20 protein-coding genes, 2 tRNA genes and 2 pseudogenes are annotated in these 18,684 nt (G+C 67.9%); 12 read left to right on the top strand and 12 right to left on the bottom strand.

The features are described from left to right. Positions 1 to 157: 157 nt before the first annotated feature. Entirely contained in the window at positions 158 to 922 is a 765-nt protein-coding gene (locus MTP03_RS14735; protein WP_248488897.1) for a helix-turn-helix domain-containing protein, read from the top strand. Between the two features lie 12 nt (positions 923 to 934). Here the strand turns inward: MTP03_RS14735 and MTP03_RS14730 are convergent, their stop codons facing one another. The 3 genes from MTP03_RS14730 to MTP03_RS14720 all read right to left on the bottom strand — a co-directional run bounded on the left by MTP03_RS14730 (position 935) and on the right by MTP03_RS14720 (position 3,244). Further along, positions 935 to 2,443: a glyceraldehyde-3-phosphate dehydrogenase gene (locus tag MTP03_RS14730; protein WP_256465156.1), complete on the bottom strand. Its 1,509-nt coding sequence runs from the start codon at positions 2,441 to 2,443 to the stop codon at positions 935 to 937. A gap of 82 nt (positions 2,444 to 2,525) precedes the next feature. Next, positions 2,526 to 2,602: transfer RNA gene (locus tag MTP03_RS14725), tRNA-Ile, on the bottom strand. A 24-nt stretch (positions 2,603 to 2,626) separates the two neighbouring features. Further along, positions 2,627 to 3,244, bottom strand: a complete 618-nt coding sequence (locus tag MTP03_RS14720) for a trans-aconitate 2-methyltransferase (RefSeq protein ID WP_248488896.1) — start codon at positions 3,242 to 3,244, stop codon at positions 2,627 to 2,629. Between the two features lie 114 nt (positions 3,245 to 3,358). Between MTP03_RS14720 and MTP03_RS14715 the strand changes: the two genes are divergently transcribed. From MTP03_RS14715 to MTP03_RS14700, 4 genes are all read left to right on the top strand, one after another. Then, positions 3,359 to 4,399, top strand: coding sequence for an adenylate/guanylate cyclase domain-containing protein (locus MTP03_RS14715; protein ID WP_248488895.1), 1,041 nt, complete (start codon positions 3,359 to 3,361; stop codon positions 4,397 to 4,399). Between the two features lie 142 nt (positions 4,400 to 4,541). Further along, positions 4,542 to 6,119, top strand: coding sequence for a hypothetical protein (locus MTP03_RS14710; RefSeq protein WP_248488894.1), 1,578 nt, complete (start codon positions 4,542 to 4,544; stop codon positions 6,117 to 6,119). Between the two features lie 99 nt (positions 6,120 to 6,218). Then, positions 6,219 to 6,291: transfer RNA gene (locus MTP03_RS14705), tRNA-Asn, on the top strand. A 134-nt stretch (positions 6,292 to 6,425) separates the two neighbouring features. Continuing rightward, entirely contained in the window at positions 6,426 to 6,656 is a 231-nt protein-coding gene (locus tag MTP03_RS14700; RefSeq protein WP_371820977.1) for an alpha/beta hydrolase, read from the top strand. Between the two features lie 71 nt (positions 6,657 to 6,727). Here the strand turns inward: MTP03_RS14700 and MTP03_RS14695 are convergent, their stop codons facing one another. After that, complete coding sequence (locus MTP03_RS14695; RefSeq protein WP_248488893.1) at positions 6,728 to 7,285, bottom strand: TetR family transcriptional regulator; 558 nt, start codon at positions 7,283 to 7,285, stop codon at positions 6,728 to 6,730. A gap of 104 nt (positions 7,286 to 7,389) precedes the next feature. Here MTP03_RS14695 and MTP03_RS14690 point away from each other — a divergent pair. Next, a pseudogene (locus MTP03_RS14690) lies at positions 7,390 to 7,992 on the top strand (MFS transporter); the annotation flags it as partial. A 208-nt stretch (positions 7,993 to 8,200) separates the two neighbouring features. Continuing rightward, complete coding sequence (locus MTP03_RS14685) at positions 8,201 to 8,893, top strand: MFS transporter (RefSeq protein WP_248488892.1); 693 nt, start codon at positions 8,201 to 8,203, stop codon at positions 8,891 to 8,893. Positions 8,894 to 9,074: 181 nt separating this feature from the next. Here MTP03_RS14685 and MTP03_RS14680 read toward each other — a convergent pair whose 3' ends face one another. Further along, a complete protein-coding gene (locus MTP03_RS14680; RefSeq protein WP_248488891.1) occupies positions 9,075 to 10,607 on the bottom strand; it encodes an FAD-dependent oxidoreductase in 1,533 nt (510 codons plus the stop codon). A gap of 374 nt (positions 10,608 to 10,981) precedes the next feature. On the opposite strand from MTP03_RS14680, the gene MTP03_RS14675 reads away from it, so the two are divergent. From MTP03_RS14675 to MTP03_RS14665, 3 genes are all read left to right on the top strand, one after another. Then, on the top strand, positions 10,982 to 11,200 hold the full coding sequence (locus tag MTP03_RS14675) for a DUF2945 domain-containing protein (RefSeq protein ID WP_248492204.1): 219 nt from the start codon (positions 10,982 to 10,984) through the stop codon (positions 11,198 to 11,200). A gap of 77 nt (positions 11,201 to 11,277) precedes the next feature. Further along, entirely contained in the window at positions 11,278 to 11,748 is a 471-nt protein-coding gene (locus MTP03_RS14670; RefSeq protein ID WP_248488890.1) for a DUF488 family protein, read from the top strand. After that, positions 11,745 to 12,068: an MGMT family protein gene (locus MTP03_RS14665; protein WP_248488889.1), complete on the top strand. Its 324-nt coding sequence runs from the start codon at positions 11,745 to 11,747 to the stop codon at positions 12,066 to 12,068. The genes MTP03_RS14670 and MTP03_RS14665 overlap by 4 nt, the downstream gene beginning before the upstream one ends. Here the strand turns inward: MTP03_RS14665 and MTP03_RS14660 are convergent. Together MTP03_RS14660 and MTP03_RS14655 are read right to left on the bottom strand one after the other, a co-directional pair. Then, entirely contained in the window at positions 12,037 to 12,486 is a 450-nt protein-coding gene (locus MTP03_RS14660) for a Rieske (2Fe-2S) protein (RefSeq protein ID WP_248488888.1), read from the bottom strand. The genes MTP03_RS14665 and MTP03_RS14660 overlap by 32 nt on opposite strands. Continuing rightward, entirely contained in the window at positions 12,483 to 12,932 is a 450-nt protein-coding gene (locus MTP03_RS14655; protein ID WP_248488887.1) for a DUF2231 domain-containing protein, read from the bottom strand. Before MTP03_RS14655 ends, MTP03_RS14660 begins: the two co-directional genes overlap by 4 nt. A 173-nt stretch (positions 12,933 to 13,105) precedes the next feature. Here MTP03_RS14655 and MTP03_RS14650 point away from each other — a divergent pair, with 173 nt between their 5' ends. Then, on the top strand, positions 13,106 to 13,651 hold the full coding sequence (locus MTP03_RS14650) for a pyridoxamine 5'-phosphate oxidase family protein (RefSeq protein ID WP_248488886.1): 546 nt from the start codon (positions 13,106 to 13,108) through the stop codon (positions 13,649 to 13,651). Here MTP03_RS14650 and MTP03_RS14645 read toward each other — a convergent pair. The 5 genes from MTP03_RS14645 to MTP03_RS14625 all read right to left on the bottom strand — a co-directional run bounded on the left by MTP03_RS14645 (position 13,644) and on the right by MTP03_RS14625 (position 17,549). After that, positions 13,644 to 14,186 carry an AAA family ATPase gene (locus MTP03_RS14645; RefSeq protein ID WP_248488885.1) on the bottom strand — a complete coding sequence of 181 codons (543 nt, stop codon included), beginning with the start codon at positions 14,184 to 14,186 and terminating at the stop codon, positions 13,644 to 13,646. The genes MTP03_RS14650 and MTP03_RS14645 overlap by 8 nt on opposite strands. A gap of 105 nt (positions 14,187 to 14,291) precedes the next feature. After that, on the bottom strand, positions 14,292 to 14,879 hold the full coding sequence (locus MTP03_RS14640) for a DUF3558 domain-containing protein (RefSeq protein ID WP_248488884.1): 588 nt from the start codon (positions 14,877 to 14,879) through the stop codon (positions 14,292 to 14,294). After that, the gene (locus tag MTP03_RS14635; protein ID WP_248488883.1) at positions 14,876 to 15,253 is read right to left on the bottom strand and encodes a hypothetical protein; all 378 of its coding nucleotides are present in this window, start codon (positions 15,251 to 15,253) and stop codon (positions 14,876 to 14,878) included. The genes MTP03_RS14640 and MTP03_RS14635 overlap by 4 nt, the downstream gene beginning before the upstream one ends. Positions 15,254 to 15,387: 134 nt before the next feature. Beyond that, positions 15,388 to 15,879, bottom strand: coding sequence for a hypothetical protein (locus tag MTP03_RS14630; protein WP_248488882.1), 492 nt, complete (start codon positions 15,877 to 15,879; stop codon positions 15,388 to 15,390). Between the two features lie 182 nt (positions 15,880 to 16,061). After that, positions 16,062 to 17,549 (bottom strand): hypothetical protein, encoded by a 1,488-nt coding sequence (locus tag MTP03_RS14625; protein WP_248488881.1) that lies wholly within the window; start codon positions 17,547 to 17,549, stop codon positions 16,062 to 16,064. A gap of 208 nt (positions 17,550 to 17,757) precedes the next feature. On the opposite strand from MTP03_RS14625, the pseudogene MTP03_RS14620 reads away from it, so the two are divergent. Then, positions 17,758 to 18,578: pseudogene (locus MTP03_RS14620) on the top strand (serine hydrolase domain-containing protein). Positions 18,579 to 18,684: the final 106 nt, after the last annotated feature.

The raw sequence follows: 18,684 nt of genomic DNA, 5'->3' as shown, positions 1-18,684 counted from the left end.
TGGTCATGATAATTCCCTTCCTCGCTGGTCCTCTCAGGATGGCGGCGTCGGGGCGCGCGAACCAGGACGAGAACTGGACCGAGCCGGGACTGAATCTGGACCCGGCGCCGGAGGCGCCCACACTCGAAGGGAGCGCCCGCTCTCCGAGGAGGCCGCAGTGAAGGACTACAACCAGTACTGCCCGGTGGCCCTCGCCAGTGCCGTGATCGGAGAGCGCTGGACGCCGCTCATCGTCCGCGAGCTGATCCTCGGCGGACGCCGGTTCAACGACATCGACCGCGGGCTCCCGGGGATCTCGCGCTCGCTGCTCAAGTCCCGGCTGAGCTACCTGGAGCGCAAGGGGGTCGTCGAACGCGTCGCGGTTCCGCGCGGGGGTGGGCACGAGTACGTGCTGACACCGGCGGGCCGCGACCTCGAGCGGGTGATCATGGCGCTCGGCGAGTGGTCGGTGCGCTGGATGTTCAGCGAACCCGAGCCGCGCGAGGTGGACCCGGTGACGTTGACCTGGTGGATGTCTCGGAGATTGGTGACCGACGCGCTTCCCGAGCGGCGCACCGTCGTCGAGTTCGATTACGTGGGCGACGAGCCGCTCCGGATCTGGCTCGTCATCGAGCGCCGGGAGTCGTCGGTCTGCACGGATCCGCCGGGATACGACACGGACCTGGTCGTGCGCACCGACCCGGTGGACTTGATGCGGGTGTTCTCGGGCATCACCGACTACCCGCGGTCCGTCGCGACGGGAGGCCTGGTCCTGTCCGGCTCCGCCGGCCTGATCCGGTCGTTCCCCACCTGGTTCGCGTGGAGCCCGTTCGCCCCCGTGGTGCGGGAGCGCCTCGCGGCTCGGGGAGGGACCGGGGTGCCGCGCGACGTATCGGAAACGACACCGTCCCGGCAGGAGCAGCTGCTCCCACCGGGACGGTGACGGGTTCGGGTACTAGGCCTCGACGCGGACGTCAGCGCGGGCCGGGATGACCACCGGGTGCACGCCGGACATGCGCTCGAGCACGCGGACCACCTGGCAGGAGTAGCCGTACTCGTTGTCGTACCAGACGTAGAGCACGAGGTCCTTGCCGTCGGCGATGGTCGCGAGGCCGTCGACGATGCCGGCGCGGTGCGAGCCGACGAAGTCGGTGGACACGACCTCGGGCGACTCGATGTAGTCGATCTGCTGGCGCAGCTTCGAGTGCAGCGAGACGCGGCGGAGGTAGTCGTTGACCTCCTCCTTGCTGGTCGGCTTCTCGAGGGTGATGTTGAGAATCGCCAGCGACACGTCAGGGGTGGGGACGCGGATGGACGAGCCCGTGAGCTTGCCCTCGAGCTGCGGCAGCGCCTTCGAGACGGCCTTGGCGGCACCGGTCTCGGTGATCACCATGTTCAGCACCGCCGAGCGGCCGCGGCGGTCGCCCTTGTGGAGGTTGTCGATCAGGTTCTGATCGTTGGTGAACGAGTGCACGGTCTCGACGTGGCCGCGTTGGATGCCGTACGCCTCGTCCAGGGCCGCGAGCACCGGGGTGATCGCGTTCGTGGTGCAGGACGCGGCCGAGAGGATCGTGTCGGCGTCCTCGATCGTGCTGTCGTTGATGCCGTGCACGATGTTCTTCAGCGGCGCCTTGCCGGGCGCGGTGAGCAGCACGCGCGCGGCGCCCTTGCTCTTGAGGTGCAGGCCGAGGCCCTCCTCGTCGCGCCACTTGCCGGTGTTGTCGACGATGAGCGCGTCCTTGATGCCGTACGCGGTGTAGTCGATGGTCGACGGGTCGTCCGAGTAGATGACCTGGATGCGGGTGCCGTTGGCGATGATCACGTCGTTCTCGGCGTCGATCGACACCGAGCCCGCGAAGGGGCCGTGCACCGAGTCGCGGGCCAGGAGGCTCGCGCGCTTCTCGAGGTCGTTCTTGACGCTGCGGCGCACCACGATCGCGCGCAGGCGCAGGCCGTGCCCGTTGCCGGCGTGGCTGATCAGGATGCGGGCCAGCAGGCGGCCGATGCGGCCGAAGCCGTACAGCACCACGTCGGCGCCGCCGTCCTCGCCGGGCACCGGCACGTTGCGCTTGGCGATCTCCGCGCGCAGGAGCTCCTGCACGGCCTCGTCGTCCTCGAGGTCGGCGGCGAGCATCGCCAGGCGCGCGATGTCGATCGACGCGGGCTCGGGCTCGATGGCCAGCAGGCCGCGCAGCACCTTCTCGGTCTGCGACAGCGTGAGCGCCTGGTGGCCCAGCTCCTCGGCGCGCTCGTGCGCCGAGATGACCGCCGAGGTCGACAGGTTGATCAGCCGATGGCCGTGGATCGACGACACCACGCCGAACTGGCGGTACAGCCGCCCGATCATCGGGATCAGGCGCTCGGCCTGCTCCTCGCGCGCGACCCATTCGTCGCGGTGGCTGTCGTACGCGCCGCGTGCGCTCGCGTCGTACGAAGGGGAATCCGAATCCAGCTGTTGCGTCACGGGTGACATTATGCCTGCGAGCGGCACCGTCGTGGCCAGGTGGGTCGGATGCGGCGGGGTGGGCGACGCGCGCGGCGCGGTGTGGTGGGGCGAGTGGGGCTCGAACCCACGACCAGCGGATTATGAGTCCGCGGCTCTAACCGACTGAGCTATCGCCCCCTGGTGGAATCACCGCAGGTGAGGCTACAGGATTTCCCGTTGCTTCCGCGCGGCCAGGTGCAGCTCGGGGAACCGGTGGTGCGCCATCCCGTCGGGCCGGGAGATCAGCCGCCACTGCTCGGCGAACCCGGCGTCGGTCACCGCCTCGGCCAGCGCATCCGGATGCCAGCGCCAGGCCGGCGCGACGGCATGGTCGAACGGATGCACTCCGGGATCGTCGGTGGACTGCGTCGCGACGAGGAGCACGGCACCGTCGGGCAGGCGGGCGTGCCAGTCGCGCAGCACCGCACGCACCTCGTCGGGCGGCAGGTGGATGAGGCTGTAGCGGGCGAGGGCACCGTCGAACCCGCCGAGCTCGAGCCCGGCCAGCCCGGCGTCCCCGGCGCGCAGGTCGAGGCCGGGATGCGCGGCCCGGGCGAGCGCGAGCATGTTCGGGCTCGGTTCCACCCCGACGACGGTGCCGCCCCGCTCGGCGATGTGCGCGGCCACGTGGCCGATGCCGCAGCCGACGTCGACGATGCGGGGGCCAGGGAGGGAGCCGAGGAACGCGTCGACCGCCGCGCGTTCGAGGGAACTGGTGAACGCGTCCGGGAAGGTGTCGGCGTAGAGCTGGGCGAGGGCGTCGTAGCCGGGCTGATCCACCGTGCGAGTATGCCGCGCCGTCTCGCTCGGCGCGCCGTGCGCCAATCCCTCCCGTGTCGAAGGAACCCGTTCTACGCTGACCTCAGAAGACCCGAACCGGACGAAGGGGACAGCGTGCTGGATCACTACGACGTGCGCAGCGGCTACTTCAACCTCGGGATCCGCCCGCCCGCGGGGCGCCGCGCGAGCTTCGGCGTGTGGCGGGTGGTCAAGGCGGTGCTCGACGCTGCGGCGGACCTCGACGCACACGTCTACGGCGCGCGGCTGTGCGCGCGGAACGGGACGTGGTCAGCCTCGCAGTCGCGGCTGCGCCCGTCTACTGTTGACCGCATGCCGGACGACGCACTCGACGTGCCCGACGATGCCGCGGCTCGGCCGCAGGGACGGGGCCGCGCGTTCCTCGCCAGGAGCGCCGAGGCGGCGCACAAGGCGAACCGCAGTAAGGCGATGACCTCGCTGGTGCGCGCCGCGCGCGAGAACATGCCCGGCGGCCCCAAGAAGGACCTGTTCCAGCCCGACGCGGAGTCCACGGAGCGGCTGGCCGGCCTGGTGGACCGGATCGTGGGCGACGAGCCGACCGTGACCCGCGAGCTCGGCACCCTGGCTACCGCGACGTGGCAGGCGATGATCAGCCGACGCGACCGCGGCTACCTGCCGCCGAAGCCGATCACCATCATGTTCACCGATCTCGTCGCCTTCTCGACCTGGGCGCTGGGTCGCTCCGACGACGACATCGTTCGGCTGCTGCACGCGGTGAACAAGACGACCAAGGAGCTCGTGGAGCGGCATGGGGGAGTCATCGTCAAGACCATGGGCGACGGTGCCCTGGCCGCCTTCGACGGCGACACCGCGATCGAGGCGGCGTACGAGGTGATCGAGGCGGTGGGTGCGATCGACCTCGCCGAGGATTACCGGCCGACCCTGCGCGCCGGCCTGCACACGGGCACGCCCCGACGCGTGAAGGGCGATCTGATCGGCGTGGACGTCAACATCGCCGCGCGGGTCGCGGAAGCGGCGAACGGGGGCGAGGTGCTCGCCTCGGAGACCGTGTTCAGTATCGCCGATAGGGCCCGCTACCAGGTGCGACCGCGCAAGTTCAAAGCCAAGGGTGCGCCCCAGAAACTACAGGTCTTCTCTGTGCGTCCCCTGTACTGAACCTGCGGGAGAACCCTGAACTTCGCGATTTTCGCGGGTGGTGTGTAACGAAGTGGGGCATCGTCGGGATACAGGCTGTGACTTGAGTCCAGAGTCCACCGGCGGCCCTCGGCCCCGTCTCATCACCAAGGATGGATACCGCATGAACACCAAGAAGATCGGAGCCGCGTCGTTCGCCGTCGTGGCCGTCGCAGGCCTCGTCGCCGGGTGTGGCAAGTCGACCGAGGGGGAGAGTCCCGTCGCGTTCTCGCCCGTCACCGGCGATCAGTTCACCGCGAACCCGGGCGCCTTCCAGACCGACGGCATCGCCGTCCCGCCGAAGGGCGTCACGATGGTGGGCAACACCGTCGCCGCCCAGGCAGTGGCGAACTCCGGCCTCCCGCAGGGCACCATCACCTCGACCAGCAACAACACCACCGTCTACTACCCGGCCGCCCCGATCCCCGGCGTGCGCGTGGCTCCCCAGGCGCCGCCCCCGCCGCCGATGCAGCGCCCGGTCAACCACCGGCCGTGGAACTACACGCAGGAGCAGATCGAGATCTACCAGCAGATCTGTGAGTCGGCGTCCTGGAAGCGGACGTCGACCACCCCGGGCGGCACCGTCAGCACCGAGGTCCAGACCCAGACCTGCTGGACTCTGTACGGCCGCCAGCTGGGCGTGAAGCCGTGGCACCCGGGCGAGCCCCGCCCGTGGCAGCGGCCCGACTACCCGAAGCCGTGGTTCTCGGCCGAGTTCAAGGTCGACGTGCCCGTGTTCTACGTGTACCCGCCGAGCTGGACCGCGCCGCGGCCGCAGCCGCTGATCAACGTGTCGATCGGCATCAACATCGGCAACAACCCGTACCGCCGGGTGAACCCGGCCTGGGATCAGCCGTACTACCCGGTCTGGGCCGTGACCCCGGGCCGCGTCGTCGACGTGCGGGGCCAGGGACGGATCGTGGCGCCGGTGTACGCGACCGTCGGTGGGAGCGCCACCGTGACGGCCCCCGTCGCGCCCGGCGTCGTGCTCGCCCCGCTGCCGACCTCGGCGAACGTCAAGGCCGAGGTGGCCCTCCCCGGTGCCAAGGTGACCGGCAACGTCAACCTCGACGCCGGGGTGACCAACCCGCTGCCCACCGCGATCAAGGGTGCGACCATCCAGGCCGGCACCGTCGCCTCGCTGAACGAGGCCGTCGGCACCGAGGTCGAGGCGACCATCGCCAAGCCCAGCGCGGACAACGGCAACCGGGTGACCGCCAAGGTCGAGGCCACGGGTAACGCAGGTGCCACGGGTACCGCGGGCTCGGGTTCGACGGTGACCGGCGGCGCCGGTGTCGGCGGTTCGGTCGGCGGCAACGTGGGTGGCAACGGTGCGAGCGCCGGCGCCAGCGCGGGCGCCAGTGCCGGAGCCGGTGCCGGTGCGCAGACGACCACCACCACCAAGCCGGCCGACAAGCCCGCCGCGAAGCCGACCACGCCGGCGGAGCAGCCGACCAAGCCGGCTGAGCCGACCAAGCCCGCTGAGGAGACCACGGAGGCACCTGCGCCTACCCAGACGCAGACCCAGACCACCGAGGCTCCGGCCGTGACGACGACCACCACGCAGGCCCCGGCCGTGACCCCGCAGGCGAAGACCCGGACCGTGGCTCCGACTGCGACGGCCTCCGCCGGTGCTGAGGCCACGGTGTGCACCCCGGCGCAGGTCAAGGCCGGCACCTGCACCACCGGCGCAGGCAACTGAGCTGACCGCACTCGGGGAGACCTTCGGCAGGCCCTCTGACCTGCCGATTGGTCTCCCCGAGTGCGTATGCGCTAGACTCTCTTCTCGGTCAAAGTTCAATCCCCCATAGCTCAATTGGCAGAGCATTCGACTGTTAATCGAAGGGTTACTGGTTCGAGTCCAGTTGGGGGAGCAAGGAAGCCGCCTCTTCGGAGGCGGTTTTTTGTTTCTCCTGCTGTGTGAAGGGCAAGGCCCCGACGGCGAGGCTGAGCGCGTCGATCTCTCGTGTGAGAGCGGAGACCGGGAGGGGTAGCGCTCTCCAGAGGGATCACCGGTCTGCCAGGAACTCTCACCGTCTCAATCACAGGCGATCCCACGACTCCGTACGAGGGCGGCGTCTCGCTCGCCGGCTCTCTGGGCGGTGCGCTGCTCACCGTGGAGGGCGAGCAGCACACCGTCGTGATGAGTGGTGCGAGCAGATGTGTCAACGACGTCGTCAACGACTATGTCGTCGACCTCACGCTGCCGGATGAAGGAGCGACCTGCGCGCTCGAATGAGACCACCGTCAGCGCCGGCCTCATGTCAGCGCCGGCCTCGTGTCAGCGCCGGCCTCGTGTCAGCGCCGGCCTCATGTCAGCGTCGGCGCCGTGACATCGCCGAACGCCTCGAAGTAGGCGTCGAGCAGGGGCCGCAAATTCGCTGTCGGCGTGCGAGCCCACTCCTGCCAAGCGAGATCGACGGCCGTGACACCGGCAGCGGCGAGGATGTCGGCGCTGCGGTCATCGCGCAGACGAGCACGTAGCACGTCGGCGACCGCTGATTGGTCGCTGGCCCGCTGGGAGGCCAGGTACGCCTTGAGCGCGGGCACCTCGGTGATCATGCGTATCCGCGCTCGCAACGGATCTCCGCGCGTCTCGGCTGTGGTGACCATCGGTGCCGTCGCCGCGTGCAGGACCTCCCACGCGCGTGTGCCGGGTGTGGCCGCCTCGGTGGCCTCGGCGACGCTCTCGGCGAACGAGCCGGCGCGCGCGGCCGCACCGCGTGCGGCGAGCACCACCGCATCCTCTTTCGAGGTGAAGTAGCGGAAGAAGGTGGCGCGGGAGATGCCGATGCCGTGTGCCAGCTGCTCCGCCGTCACGTCGTCGAAGCCGTGCTCGACACAGAAGGTGGCAGCGGCGTCCGCCAACTCGCCCCGGAGGATGTCGCGACTGCGGCTGCGGACACTAATGGGCATGAATCGAAGTCTACAAGATGATACCGTCTGCTCTTGCTTGAGACTGAGTCTCAAGCATGTCCGATACACGAATGGAAGACTTACCGATGACCTCCACCCAGGACCAGGGAATGCCCCCGGTCTCCGTCGATGACCGCGGCACGCGTACGCCCCGACGCGCACGTGCGCAACACGAACGAGGCTCGGGGGTGATCCTCGCCGTGCTCGCCTTCGCGGGGCTCGGGGCGTCGTTCATGCAGACGATCCTCATCCCGATTCAGGGCGAGCTGCCGAGGCTGCTCAACACCACCAGCGATAACACGGCGTGGGCGATCACGGCCACCCTGGTGGCCGCTGCTGTGTGCACTCCTGTCGCCGGGCGGCTCGGTGACATGTTCGGCAAGCGGCGTGTGGTCATGGCGCTCTTGCTGCTGCAGGCCGGCGGCGCGATTCTCGCGGCGCTCTCGAACGATGTCGCGACGCTGATCATCGCGAGGGCTCTTCAGGGAGCAGTTGCCGGTGTCATCCCATTGGGGATCTCGATTCTTCGCGATGTCATGCCGCCGCAGCGGCTCGGTGGGGGAATCGCCCTGGTCAGCGCAACCCTCGGAGTCGGCGGAGCACTCGGCCTGCCGCTCAGTGCTCTCGTGGCCGAACATTTCGACTGGCATGCGCTGTTCTGGGTCGCGGCCGGCATCGCGGTCGTCGCCTTCATCGGTTGCGCTGTGTTCGTGCCGTCGGGCACACAGCGTTCGCCCGGCGCATCGATGTCGTCGGAATCATCGGACTCACACTCGGACTCGTGGGCGTGCTCATCGCCGTGTCACGCGGTGGCGAGTGGGGATGGGGAGACGCACGAACCTGATCCCGCTGATCGGTGGCGTCGTCGTGCTGGTGATCTGGGGCATGTTCGAGCTGCGTGTCCAGAGCCCACTCGTCGATCTGCGGGTCAGTTCACGCGGCCCGGTGCTTCTCACCAATCTCGCCTCGGTCGCAATGGGCTTCGCGCTCTTCGCATCGAACGTCGTGCTTCCGCAGTTGCTCACGCTCCCGCGGGAGACCGGAATCGGCCTCGGCCTGACCCTCACGGTCGCGGCACTCGTCATCGCGCCATCAGGCCTGGCGATGATGGCGGTCTCGCCCATTGCGGGTAGGGCCCAGCGGCGCTGGGGCGGGAAGACACTGCTGATCATCGGTGCTGTGATCCTCGCCCTTGCCTACGGACTCGCGGTGCTCTTGCACGCCGAGGTCTGGCAGATCCTCGGTGTCAGCGTTGTGCTCGGTGTCGGAGTCGGCCTCGGCTACGCGGCGATGCCAGCACTCATCATGCAGGCGGTGCCAGTAGAGGAGACCGGGGCGGCGAACGGACTCAACGCGCTGATGCGCTCGCTCGGAACGACGATCGCTGCGGCCGTCGCCGGCGCGATCCTCGCCCAGTCGGTCACGACCGTGGGCGGCGTGACCGGTCCGAGCGAGACCGGGTTCGTCGTGACACTCACGCTCGCGTTCGCCGCCTCGGTGGTCTGCATCGTCATCGCGGCTTTCATCCCGCGCACGGAGAATGCGGCAGCGCGCTCCTGACCCAGCAGCTGCGGCCCGAGGTCGTATCGGCGTCCGCCACCGTCACTCCCGTACGCCTCGGCGGCGCAGTCGCGGACGAGGCGCGCCGGGGCGTCGGCGGGCGTACCGTCGTCCGGCATCGGGCCCCAGCCGGCGGCGAGGCGGTCGTAGGCGGCCACGGTGCGCCGCCGGCGCTCTCCCGTCACGCGCTGTCGATGACGCCGACCCGCACCAGGTAGTCCCGGACGGCGGTCGTGCTCGTGGCGGGCGTGCGGAGTGCGAGGTAACCGTCCGGTCGCACCAGGACGAGGGTGTCACCGGTGACGCCGTATGCGGTGCGGGCGTGCCCGTCGACGTCCACCAGATCGGCGCCGCTTTCCGGCGCGCCCACCGACACCCGCCTGATGAGCCCACCGTGCGCGACGGAGGAGGCCCGGAACAGATCGACGCACGAGTCGCCGAATCCGAGAAGCGTGAAGTGCGGGCCGCGGAAGACGTCGAACAGCCGCCGTGGTGTGCCGGAGCTGTCCGCGCAGGGCGCGTCGGGTGCCCGATCACCGGCCTGCGGACCGGTCGGGGCGGCGCCGTTGGCGGACAGGTCGCTGGACCGGTACCCGAGCTCGAGCTGCTGGCCGTCCCGGTGTGCTCCTTCCGCGAGGTCGGTGCTGCCACCGGTGACGAACCGCTGCGAGATCCTGCGCAGCCCCTCGGTGCTCACACCGAGGGTCCACGCCGCGACCGGAAGCCGCTCCTGCTCGAACGTGTCCAGTAGCGACTGGCGTGCGCCGGAGCACACCAGGGCGAGCTTCCAGCCGAGGTTGTACGCGTCCTGGATCCCGGTGTTCATTCCCAGGCCACCGGCGGGCGGATGTACGTGCGCCGCATCGCCGGCCAGCAACACCCGGCCCACCCTCCATCGGTCGGCCATCCGCACGTTCACTCGGTAGGTGGACGTCCAGCTCGCCTTCGACAGCCGGATTCCGTGCGTGTCGGCGATGTCGTCCACGATTCGTTGGAAACGCGGCAACGAGAGGTCGCCCTGCGCGGCGACGTCGCTGAAGGGTACGGCCTGAAGCTGCCAGGACCGCTCGTGGCGGAACGGGCACAGGGCCACGAAGCCGCGGCCGCCGGCCGTCCACTGGTACCAGGCGTCCGGTTCGAGCCCGTCGAGTTCGACGTCGCCGAGCAGCATGGCCTGCTCCCCGCTCTCGCCCTCGAAGGGCACGCCGAGTGTCTTGCGCACGGTGCTGCGGCCGCCGTCGCAGCCGACGAGGTAGCGCGCACTCACCTGCTCGCCGGTGTCCAGCACGGCGTGTACCCGGTCCCGGTTCTGCCGGAACTCGACGACGCCCGCGGCACGCTCGACGTGCACCCCGGTCTCGGCGAGCCGCGTGCGCAGGATCCGTTCGGTACGCCACTGCGGGATCAGCAGCCCACCGTCATAGGGGCGATCCGGTGTGGGGGAGCGGTGCACGTGCGGATCGGTTTCGGCGACGAGGGCACCGTCGAGGTAGCGCCGATGCGGCAGGTGCCGGAATCCGTAGTGGAGCACCTCGTCGATGACACCGAGGTCGTCGAACACCTCCTGTGTGCGTGCGGTGATTCCCTTGCCGCGCGAACCGGCGAAGGGCTCGCCGGCTCGGTCGACGATGCGGACGTCGACTCCGCGGCGGGCCAACTCGATGGCGAGCGTGAGTCCGGTGGGGCCCGCGCCCACGACCAGTACGTCGATCACCGATTTCCCTCCCCGTACGCCGAAACCGCCGAGGCGGATTCCATGTTCACCATCAAGTCCTACCTGCCTATCGCTGCTTCTGAGACATCAACTGCGACGCTAGGGGACTCCGGGCGGTTGTCCTCGTGCTGGGGGTGGAGGTCTCGGTGGAGATCTTCCTGGGGAGTCTCCACCCGCGCAGCGAAGCCGGTTGCCACCTGATCCTGCAGGTTGATGGACGAAGCGACACCCCAGGGAGGATCATTACGCGGAGACCAGCCGGCCCGAAGGAAGCACTGCTGGCGCCGCACGGACAGGAGGACCGATATGAGTGGCTGCGTGAGCCGGTACTCGCAGGCGGAGACCTGCCGGGGTGGAAGGCATCTCTGACGATCATGGCACCGAGATTCGTTGTGGGCGAGCACGTCCGGTGGAACTCCGAGGCCGGTGAAGTGGAGGGGGTGATCCGCAAGGTGCACACCCGGAACGTCGATTTCCACGGTTACACGCGCCATTGCAGCGTGGATGATCCGCAATACGAGATCGAGAGCGATAAGACCGGTCATATCGCGATGCACAAAGGGAGCGCGCTCCACAGGATCTCCGACGCGTGACCTCATCACCGCTGACCAAGCCGAATGCGATTCACACCATCGGTCACTCGAATCGTGACTTCGATGACGTGGTCGAGATGCTTCGGGCGAATTCGATCACCGACCTGGTCGACATCAGATCGCTGCCCGGTTCGCGGAAATACCCGCAGTGGGATCAGGATCGGATCATCGAGGCCCTGCCGTCGGACATCTCCTACCACTGGATTCCCGAGCTGGGTGGGCGCCGCTCGACACCCGCAGCGCTGGACAGCCCGAACACGGGATGGGCGGTCAAGGCGTTCCAGGCCTACGCCGACCACATGGACACCCCCGAATTCGCGCGGGGTCTGGCGGCGCTGATCGAGATCGCCCGGGAGAGGCGCCCCGCGATCATGTGCAGTGAGGCCGTTCCGTGGCGGTGCCACCGTCGGTTGGTCACCGACGCGCTCCTCGTCGCGGGAATCGACGTCCTGGACATCATGTCGGCTACCTCGACGAGACCGGCCACATTGACCCGCCACGCACGGCTCGAGGGCGAACGCCTGACGTATCCCCCGGAGGTCGGATGAGGTCGGCCCTGATCGAGGAAGTCCGTGAGCGGATCTGCGCGATCCCTGCCGGTCGGGTGTCGTCGTACGGCGATATCGCTCACGCCGTGAACACGAGCGCCCGTCATGTGGGGCGCATCATGGGCTCCCTGGACGGTGGAGTGCCGTGGTGGCGGGTGGTGCGCGCCGACGGTACGCCGGCGACGTGCCACGGCGGCCGCGCGCCGGTCCTCCTCGAGGGTGAGGGGACGCCGATGCGAGGAGCGAAGGTCGACATGTCCCTCGCGCGATACCGCGATGCGGCGTGGCTCAGTGATCGGGCACGGGGTCGATCATCGTGACGCTGACGTGATCGTCCTCCACCTTGACGGCCCACGCGGGCTGCCGCACCGAGGCGGGGCCGCGAACCACGGCACCGTCGGCGAGGCGGAAGACGCTGCCGTGCCACGGGCACCGGACGCAGGCGCCGTGGCTGTGCTCGTCGATGATGTCACCCTCGTCCAACGGGCCGCTGGCATGCGTGCACGTCGACGACAGTGCGGTGATTCGCCCGTCGACCTTGACCAGGACGACGGGGACGGTCCCGGCCACGACCCGCTTCGGTGTGCGCTCCTTGAGCTCTGACACCGACGCGACCCGCACCCAGTCCGTGACGGGTGGCTCGAACGAGGTGTTGTTGACCCCGACGCCCCGGCCGAAGGAGAGGTGACCGCCCAGGTAACCCGCGGTCGCGGTGAGCCCCAGGGCGGCGGTGCTCACGGCGACACCTGTGCGCCGCCGGCCCCTTCCCGCTCGACCCACGACCAGGTGTGCATCGCGGTGGCGGCGAGATTGACCATGCCGTGGACGAGACCGACGCGTTGGTCGCCGCCGTACGAGTCCGACCAGTCCGAGGCGCCGGCGGCCGCGGTGGGCACCGCGCTGAGGATCCCGAGCCCCACGAGCCGTCGCGCCGCTGCGGCACCCTGTGCGCCCACGGTGAGGTCGACGGCGGACGCCATGACCCAGGCCCCGATCGGAAGGTCGGTGAGCAGTGGGTGCAACTGGTGCCCGAGCCAGTTCCCGGACAGTGCATTCTTGACCTGATCGGTCTTCGTGGCGCGATGGACGGCCTTGATCACGGGAGTGCCGATCTTGTCGAGCGGACGGTACTCACCGATACGGCTGATCGCGTCGCTCGCTAGCGTTACGGGTGAAGTTCCCATATCACACTCGTTTTCAGGCGACATCAGATATACGGGCAATGTACTCCGCGACGACCGCGCGCGAGTTGCTTCCGGTGTCCTCGATTTCAGGGCGGTGTCGAGATCACTCACTCGTTCGTCGAGTGAGCGGAAACGGCTGGCCGCCGGTCTCGCGCGCCCGCGATACTGATCGCATGGCGACGCAGTACGACCACATCACCGAGAAGCTGCAGGCTTTCATCGCGGAGCAGCACATGTACTTCGTCGCGACGGCCGCCCCCGCCGGGCGGGTGAACGTCTCGCCGAAGGGGCTCGACTCGCTGCGCGTCCTCGGCCCGAACCGGGTGCTGTGGCTCAACGGCACGGGCAGCGGCAACGAGACCGCCGCGCACCTGCTGCGGAGCCCGCGGATCACGCTGATGTTCTGCTCGTTCGAGCACAAGCCGCTGATCCTGCGGCTCTACGGCACCGCTCGCGCCGTGCACGCAGGGGATCCGGAATGGCCGGAAATGCTGTCCCGGTTCCCGACGGTGCGCGGCTCGCGCAATCTGTTCGACGTCACCGTCGACCTGGTGCAGACCTCGTGCGGCTTCGGCGTGCCGCTGTACGAGTTCGGTGGGCAGCGGACGCTGATGGACTCGTGGGCGGCCAACAAGGGCGACGAGGGCCTGGCCGAGTATCAGCGCGCCAAGAACGTCGAGAGCATCGACGGGTTCCCGACCGGGCTGCCCGTCACGTAGACAGCGCGTGCCGGCCCGCGTTGACGGCGGCATGCACGGCGTCGACGGTCTGCGCGACCGTCAGGGCCGTGGTGTCCAACGCGTGTGCGGCGTACCCGCCGAGGTCCGCGAACTGATCCACAGCCGCCAGGACCGGACCGGCGTCCGTGAGCGCGTCGGGGCCCGTTCGCTGCTGTGCCCGCGAGAGCGCGGTGGCGCGGTCGGGACGCAGGATCGTGTAATGCATCGCGATGTCGGGGTGGTGGGCCTGCGCCCGCAGGTAATGGTGCAGCATCCACGGCCCGACGATGCCGTCGACGATCGTCGTGTACCCGCCCTCGGCGTAGCCGAACGCCGCCGTCGCGATGACGCCGACGACGGTGTGGTTCTGCGGCTCGGATTCCGGCCGGTACGGCGGGATCGCGCCGCGGACGATGTTGTGCCAGAAGTCGTCCGTGTGCAGGTGAACCGCGCGTTCGTAGCGCTGCGCCAGCTCGCGGGCGACCGTGGACTTCCCCGAACCTGGCGACCCCGAGACGATGATGACCTCACCCATGCGGCAGCTCCGATCCTCGTGGTCAGGTATGCCCGATCGTGTATCAACCGCCGGCGCGCGGGCAACCGGATTGTTCATGGGGCGGAGCGAGGTGAGGTTGGAGCGTCACGGCGCCTTCGAGATCGCCAGCGTCGCAAACGCTATGGCGATCCTGCATTCCTCGGCGAGCCCGGCGGAGGGCGTGCCGGCCGAGGTGGTGCGGTAACTCGAGTGGACGATCGCCTTCTGTGACATGAAGGACGCGAAGCAGCCGTCGTCGTCCTCCTTGGTCCAGATGACGGTCCGCCCTCCGATCTGCAAGTCCGGTTCCCAGGGGCGAAAATCTTGCTTCGCCTTGTAGTTCGCGAGGGATTCTTCGTCGCCGACGATCTGATCAAGCTGGCCGACTTGTCCTGGCGTTTCCCAGTCGCAACCACGGAAGTTGGGGGAGTCGGAGAATCCGGCGTCCGAGATGGTTGTTGGGTCCGCACCTAGAGCTCGAATTTCTTCGGCGGAGTACGCCGTGCACGGTTCGAAGGATGTGCCGTCATTCCGATCGTTGGTGCGCTCCGAGATCGTCGGAGTGAATGGAAGTGGCTGGGGGCTTACTGCTGGGCGTGAACTAGATCCTGGCATTGCCTCACCACCTATCGATGCTGTGCAGCCGGATGTTGCCAGCATCAGTGCGGCGAGGATCGCGACGCGCAGCTTCACCGGGCAGCCGCTGTGATCGCGTGCTGGTTATCTACCTCGGTGTCTGTCAGGTCCGCGCCGATCTGCCTGAGCGCCCCAGCAATGTATCGCGCTCGCGACGCCTGTTCTTCGGTTGACTTCACCACAGACCGCTCGTGGTCGTGTACCGCGACGACGATGTTGTGGGTCGCTGCTTCGCCCTCGGAAGTGTTTCCGAGATGATTCTCGCGTCCGACGAAGCGCAATTCGCGGACGATCGCCTCCAAGCGAGCCGCGTGGCGGTCGTGGGCCTTCGCGAGTTCCTCGACGGGGTCGCCGTCGAGGACCATGGTGGGGCGGCCGGCGATGCGCTCGCGGGCCTCGTCGCGGATCTTGTCGGCTTCTGGGCTCCCCATGCTTCCTCCGATCGCAGAACGCCCCTCTATGAGTTGGACGCACCAGCAACGCGATCGGTTCCATCGAGTTCTTCTGAACGCACCGCGGGCCCGACGGCGTGCAGCCGTCGGGCCCGAAGTGCGGCGGTGCAGGACTACTCGGCGCCCGCGTTCTCCGTGGATCCGGATTCGGCCCCACCATCGGTGGTCCCTGACTCGCCCGCATCGGCACTGCCGACGTCGCCACCCTCGGCGTCATCACCATTGGCCTCATCACCACTGGCGTCGGCGCTGTCGTCAGCGGGGACGGTGTTATCGGTGGCGTCGGTCGTATCCGCGCCCTGGTTCTGATCGGTCGAGCCATCGTCGTTGCCGGTGATCGTGTCGATTCCGTCGGACACCTTGTCGCCGACCTTGTCGATCCCGGTCGTGATCTTGTCGCCGGTGTTCTGGATGCGGTCAGCGATCTTCTGAACGGGGGTGCCTTCCCGGTGTTTGCCACCGCTCTGGGCGGGCTCGGGCGTCTGGTCACCTGTGCCGTCGTCGGTGGAGCCGGCGTCACTGACGGGCGGCTTCGGGGCGTCGCCAGGTTCGCCCTGTTCCGAGCTGAGCGCTGTGATCGCGGGCACATCTTTCTGCTTCGTCACGGTCGACTGGCTGTTGTCTTCGGTGGGCGATGCCGCAAGTGCGGTCTGAGGTGCGCTGGGGAGGGCCTCCGCAGCTTGGCCGGAAATGTTCTTGAACCGCTCGGACAGGTCGAGGATGCCCGAAGCCGTGCCGTTGAGGAACGGGCCGTACTGCTGCGTGGCGAAGTCCGAGATCGGCGTAATTAGGGGGTGACCAGTCCTGTGTAGATCGGGGTCAGGGCGGTGCCGGTCTGTCCCATGAAGTCGGGCAGACCGAGCAACTCGGTGACCGAGGTGAGCTGCGTGGGAAGCAGTCGCGGGCCCACCAAGTTCAAGACGGACGCTGGGATGAGTCCATCTGGGCTCGTCTGTCCGGGAGCGGTGCCGATCTGGAACGAGGGGACCAGGCCGACGCCGAACAGCGACGGCAACGTGAAGCCCATGCCGGTGGTTCCTGCGTTGAACGAGCCCATCGAGTACACGATCGGGACCGGAATACCTGGCAGAGTAAGCGCGGTCTGTCCGGAGTTCACGTGGAAGCCGTTGGTGCCGAAGTACGACGAGCGCAAGGTGTTCGCATACAAGGCCGGCGTCGGCAACATAGGAATGTTGAACTGCCCGATGGTCGTGCCGCCGACCGTCGTTACGCCCGTGGCGGTTGGGAGTACCACGCCCGGGGTGTTGATGAATCCGGTCTGAAAGAGATCGAGAGGCGCGCTCAGACCGAATCCGCCGATCGGGATCGCGACTACCGTGTCGGTCGATGACAGCCCAAGGGGACCCGCGGCGACGGGACCGATGGCCAACGTGGGCATCGTCGCGAACCAACCAGTGCTTCCGCCCAGTGGCAGGTCGTAGAGGCCGCCGGCACTCGGCACCCATGCTGTGATCGTCGGAGTGTTGACGAGGTCATCAAGTGGGGCAAGGACACCTTCGAGGAGTGATGGCACGCCGCCTGGGAGATCTCCGAGCTTGATACCGCCGATCTCGAGGTTGCTCGTAATATCGGTGACGATCTTGGCTGCCGTGAGCTTCGGAATCGTGAGGAACAGGTTCGAAGCGGACGTACTGCCATCCATGCCGAGCCAGCTGTAACTGGAGTTGTACAACGTGCTCGTTGCCTCGAGGCCGGTGATGATCTCGCTCAGGGCTGGGATGCCGGTAAGTAGTCCTCCAAGAAGGGGGTCGTTCTGGATGCTCTCGAGTCCTTCCAGGACCGGGCCGACTACGGCAGCAATGCCGCTGACGGCCCCGAGCGCTGGATCGACCAGATCGCTGACGCCCGGTATTGATCCGATCCCAGGAATTGTGTTGCCGCTCGGCAGGCCGGGGATGTTGTCTGGGATCTGGATTTGGCCCACCTGACCGAGCGCGGTGAGGATTCCCGTGATCGATGTCAGGTCTGCCTGTGTCGTGTCCGCGGTGAACGTCGGAAGCAGGCCAAGGGGTACCTGCGAGGCGATCGGGTTCCAGGCGTTCCCGGCCGCACCGCCGAGATTGCCTGCACCGAGGAGGAAGTTGTCGTAGGCGTGCGAGTAGTCGCTGATGATCTGGGTGTAGTTCGGTGTGACCGTCGCTGCCTGCGCCGGGGCGCCCATCAGGCCGATGCTGGCGGTGGCGCCGATCGCGGTGGCGGCGATGGCGGTACGTTTGGCAGCCAGCTTCGACGCCTTGCGATGCTTCGCACTCATGGTGGGAGGTTCCTCTCGGACGATATGCAGACACGTTAATCGCGCGTCCACGAGGAGCGTAAGACTGTTGAAGACTTGAATATCGGAGAATTTGCATACGCGAATAAGAAGACTCGAACGTCAAGTGTTTCAACCTCATGCTATTGACCGAACCTAAGTTCAGAACCGCCCCCGCGATAGGGTGGTGATGACGATCGAAAGGATCCCGATGAGCCTCGCGGAACTCGCCGAATGGCCCGTCGACAACGCGGCCGGGGCGCTGGTGCGCGCCGACGAGCGGCGCACCGTCGACACGTACGGCGACCTGGAGCGCGTGTACGAATTGGCCTCGGTCACCAAGCTTCTCGTCGCCTACGGGGTTCTCGTGGCGATCGAGGAGGAGGCGATCGGGATGTACCAGCAGGCCGGGCCTGAGGGAAGCACCGTCGAGCACCTGCTGGCGCACGCTTCCGGACTGGCCTTCGACTCCGCGGCTGTGCAGGCGCCGCCGGCCACTCAACGCATATACAGCTCGTACGGTTACGAGCTGCTCGCCGATCTCGTCGAGAAGGAATCCGCGATCGCATTCCCGGATTACCTCCACGAAGCGGTTTTCGCTCCCCTCGGAATGACGAATACCGCACTCGTCGGCCCGGCCGGCCACGGCGCGCGATCCACGGTGTCCGACCTGATGCGGTTCGCCGCCGAGGTGGCCTCTCCACGCTCCTCGCGCCCGCCACTGTCGACGGTGCGCTGTCCGTTCACTTCCCGGGCCTGCCGGGCTTCGTGCCCGGCTACGGCAAGTTCGCCGACAACACCTGGGGTCTCGGGTTCGAGGTCAAGGGCGACAAGCGGCCGCACTGGACGGGCTCACGGAACTCGCCGCGCACCGTCGGGCATTTCGGGCAGGCGGGGACGTACCTGTGGTTCGACCCGGACCTGCAGCTCGCGGCCGTGGTTCTCACCGACCGGCCGTTCGGGGCGTGGGCGAAGCCGCTGTGGACGGACTTCAACGATCGGCTGATTTCTCAGGAACTTCAAGGCGCGTAACTGGCGCAACACGCGCATCATGGTGCACAATGGCTTCATAACTACATCGATGTGATAACGCAGCACGTGGTTGCTCCGCACGTTTCGACAGGTGGCTTGGGGAAGA

The organism is Tsukamurella sp. PLM1 (genome assembly GCF_023168325.1).
Lineage (GTDB): Bacteria > Actinomycetota > Actinomycetes > Mycobacteriales > Mycobacteriaceae > Tsukamurella.
Note: the sequence above shows the minus strand (reverse complement) of the source record. Positions and strands in the feature narration are given on the sequence as shown.

Excerpts from the sequence above, each read along its gene's own strand:
- MTP03_RS14710 (WP_248488894.1), top strand. The coding sequence starts at position 4,542 with ATGAACACCAAGAAGATCGGAGCCGCGTCGTTCGCCGTCGTGGCCGTC.
- MTP03_RS14675 (WP_248492204.1), top strand. The coding sequence starts at position 10,982 with ATGGCACCGAGATTCGTTGTGGGCGAGCACGTCCGGTGGAACTCCGAG.
- MTP03_RS14670 (WP_248488890.1), top strand. The coding sequence starts at position 11,278 with ATGCTTCGGGCGAATTCGATCACCGACCTGGTCGACATCAGATCGCTG.
- MTP03_RS14665 (WP_248488889.1), top strand. The coding sequence starts at position 11,745 with ATGAGGTCGGCCCTGATCGAGGAAGTCCGTGAGCGGATCTGCGCGATC.
- MTP03_RS14655 (WP_248488887.1), bottom strand. The coding sequence starts at position 12,932 with ATGGGAACTTCACCCGTAACGCTAGCGAGCGACGCGATCAGCCGTATC.
- MTP03_RS14650 (WP_248488886.1), top strand. The coding sequence starts at position 13,106 with ATGGCGACGCAGTACGACCACATCACCGAGAAGCTGCAGGCTTTCATC.
- MTP03_RS14645 (WP_248488885.1), bottom strand. The coding sequence starts at position 14,186 with ATGGGTGAGGTCATCATCGTCTCGGGGTCGCCAGGTTCGGGGAAGTCC.
- MTP03_RS14635 (WP_248488883.1), bottom strand. The coding sequence starts at position 15,253 with ATGGGGAGCCCAGAAGCCGACAAGATCCGCGACGAGGCCCGCGAGCGC.
- MTP03_RS14625 (WP_248488881.1), bottom strand. The coding sequence starts at position 17,549 with ATGAGTGCGAAGCATCGCAAGGCGTCGAAGCTGGCTGCCAAACGTACC.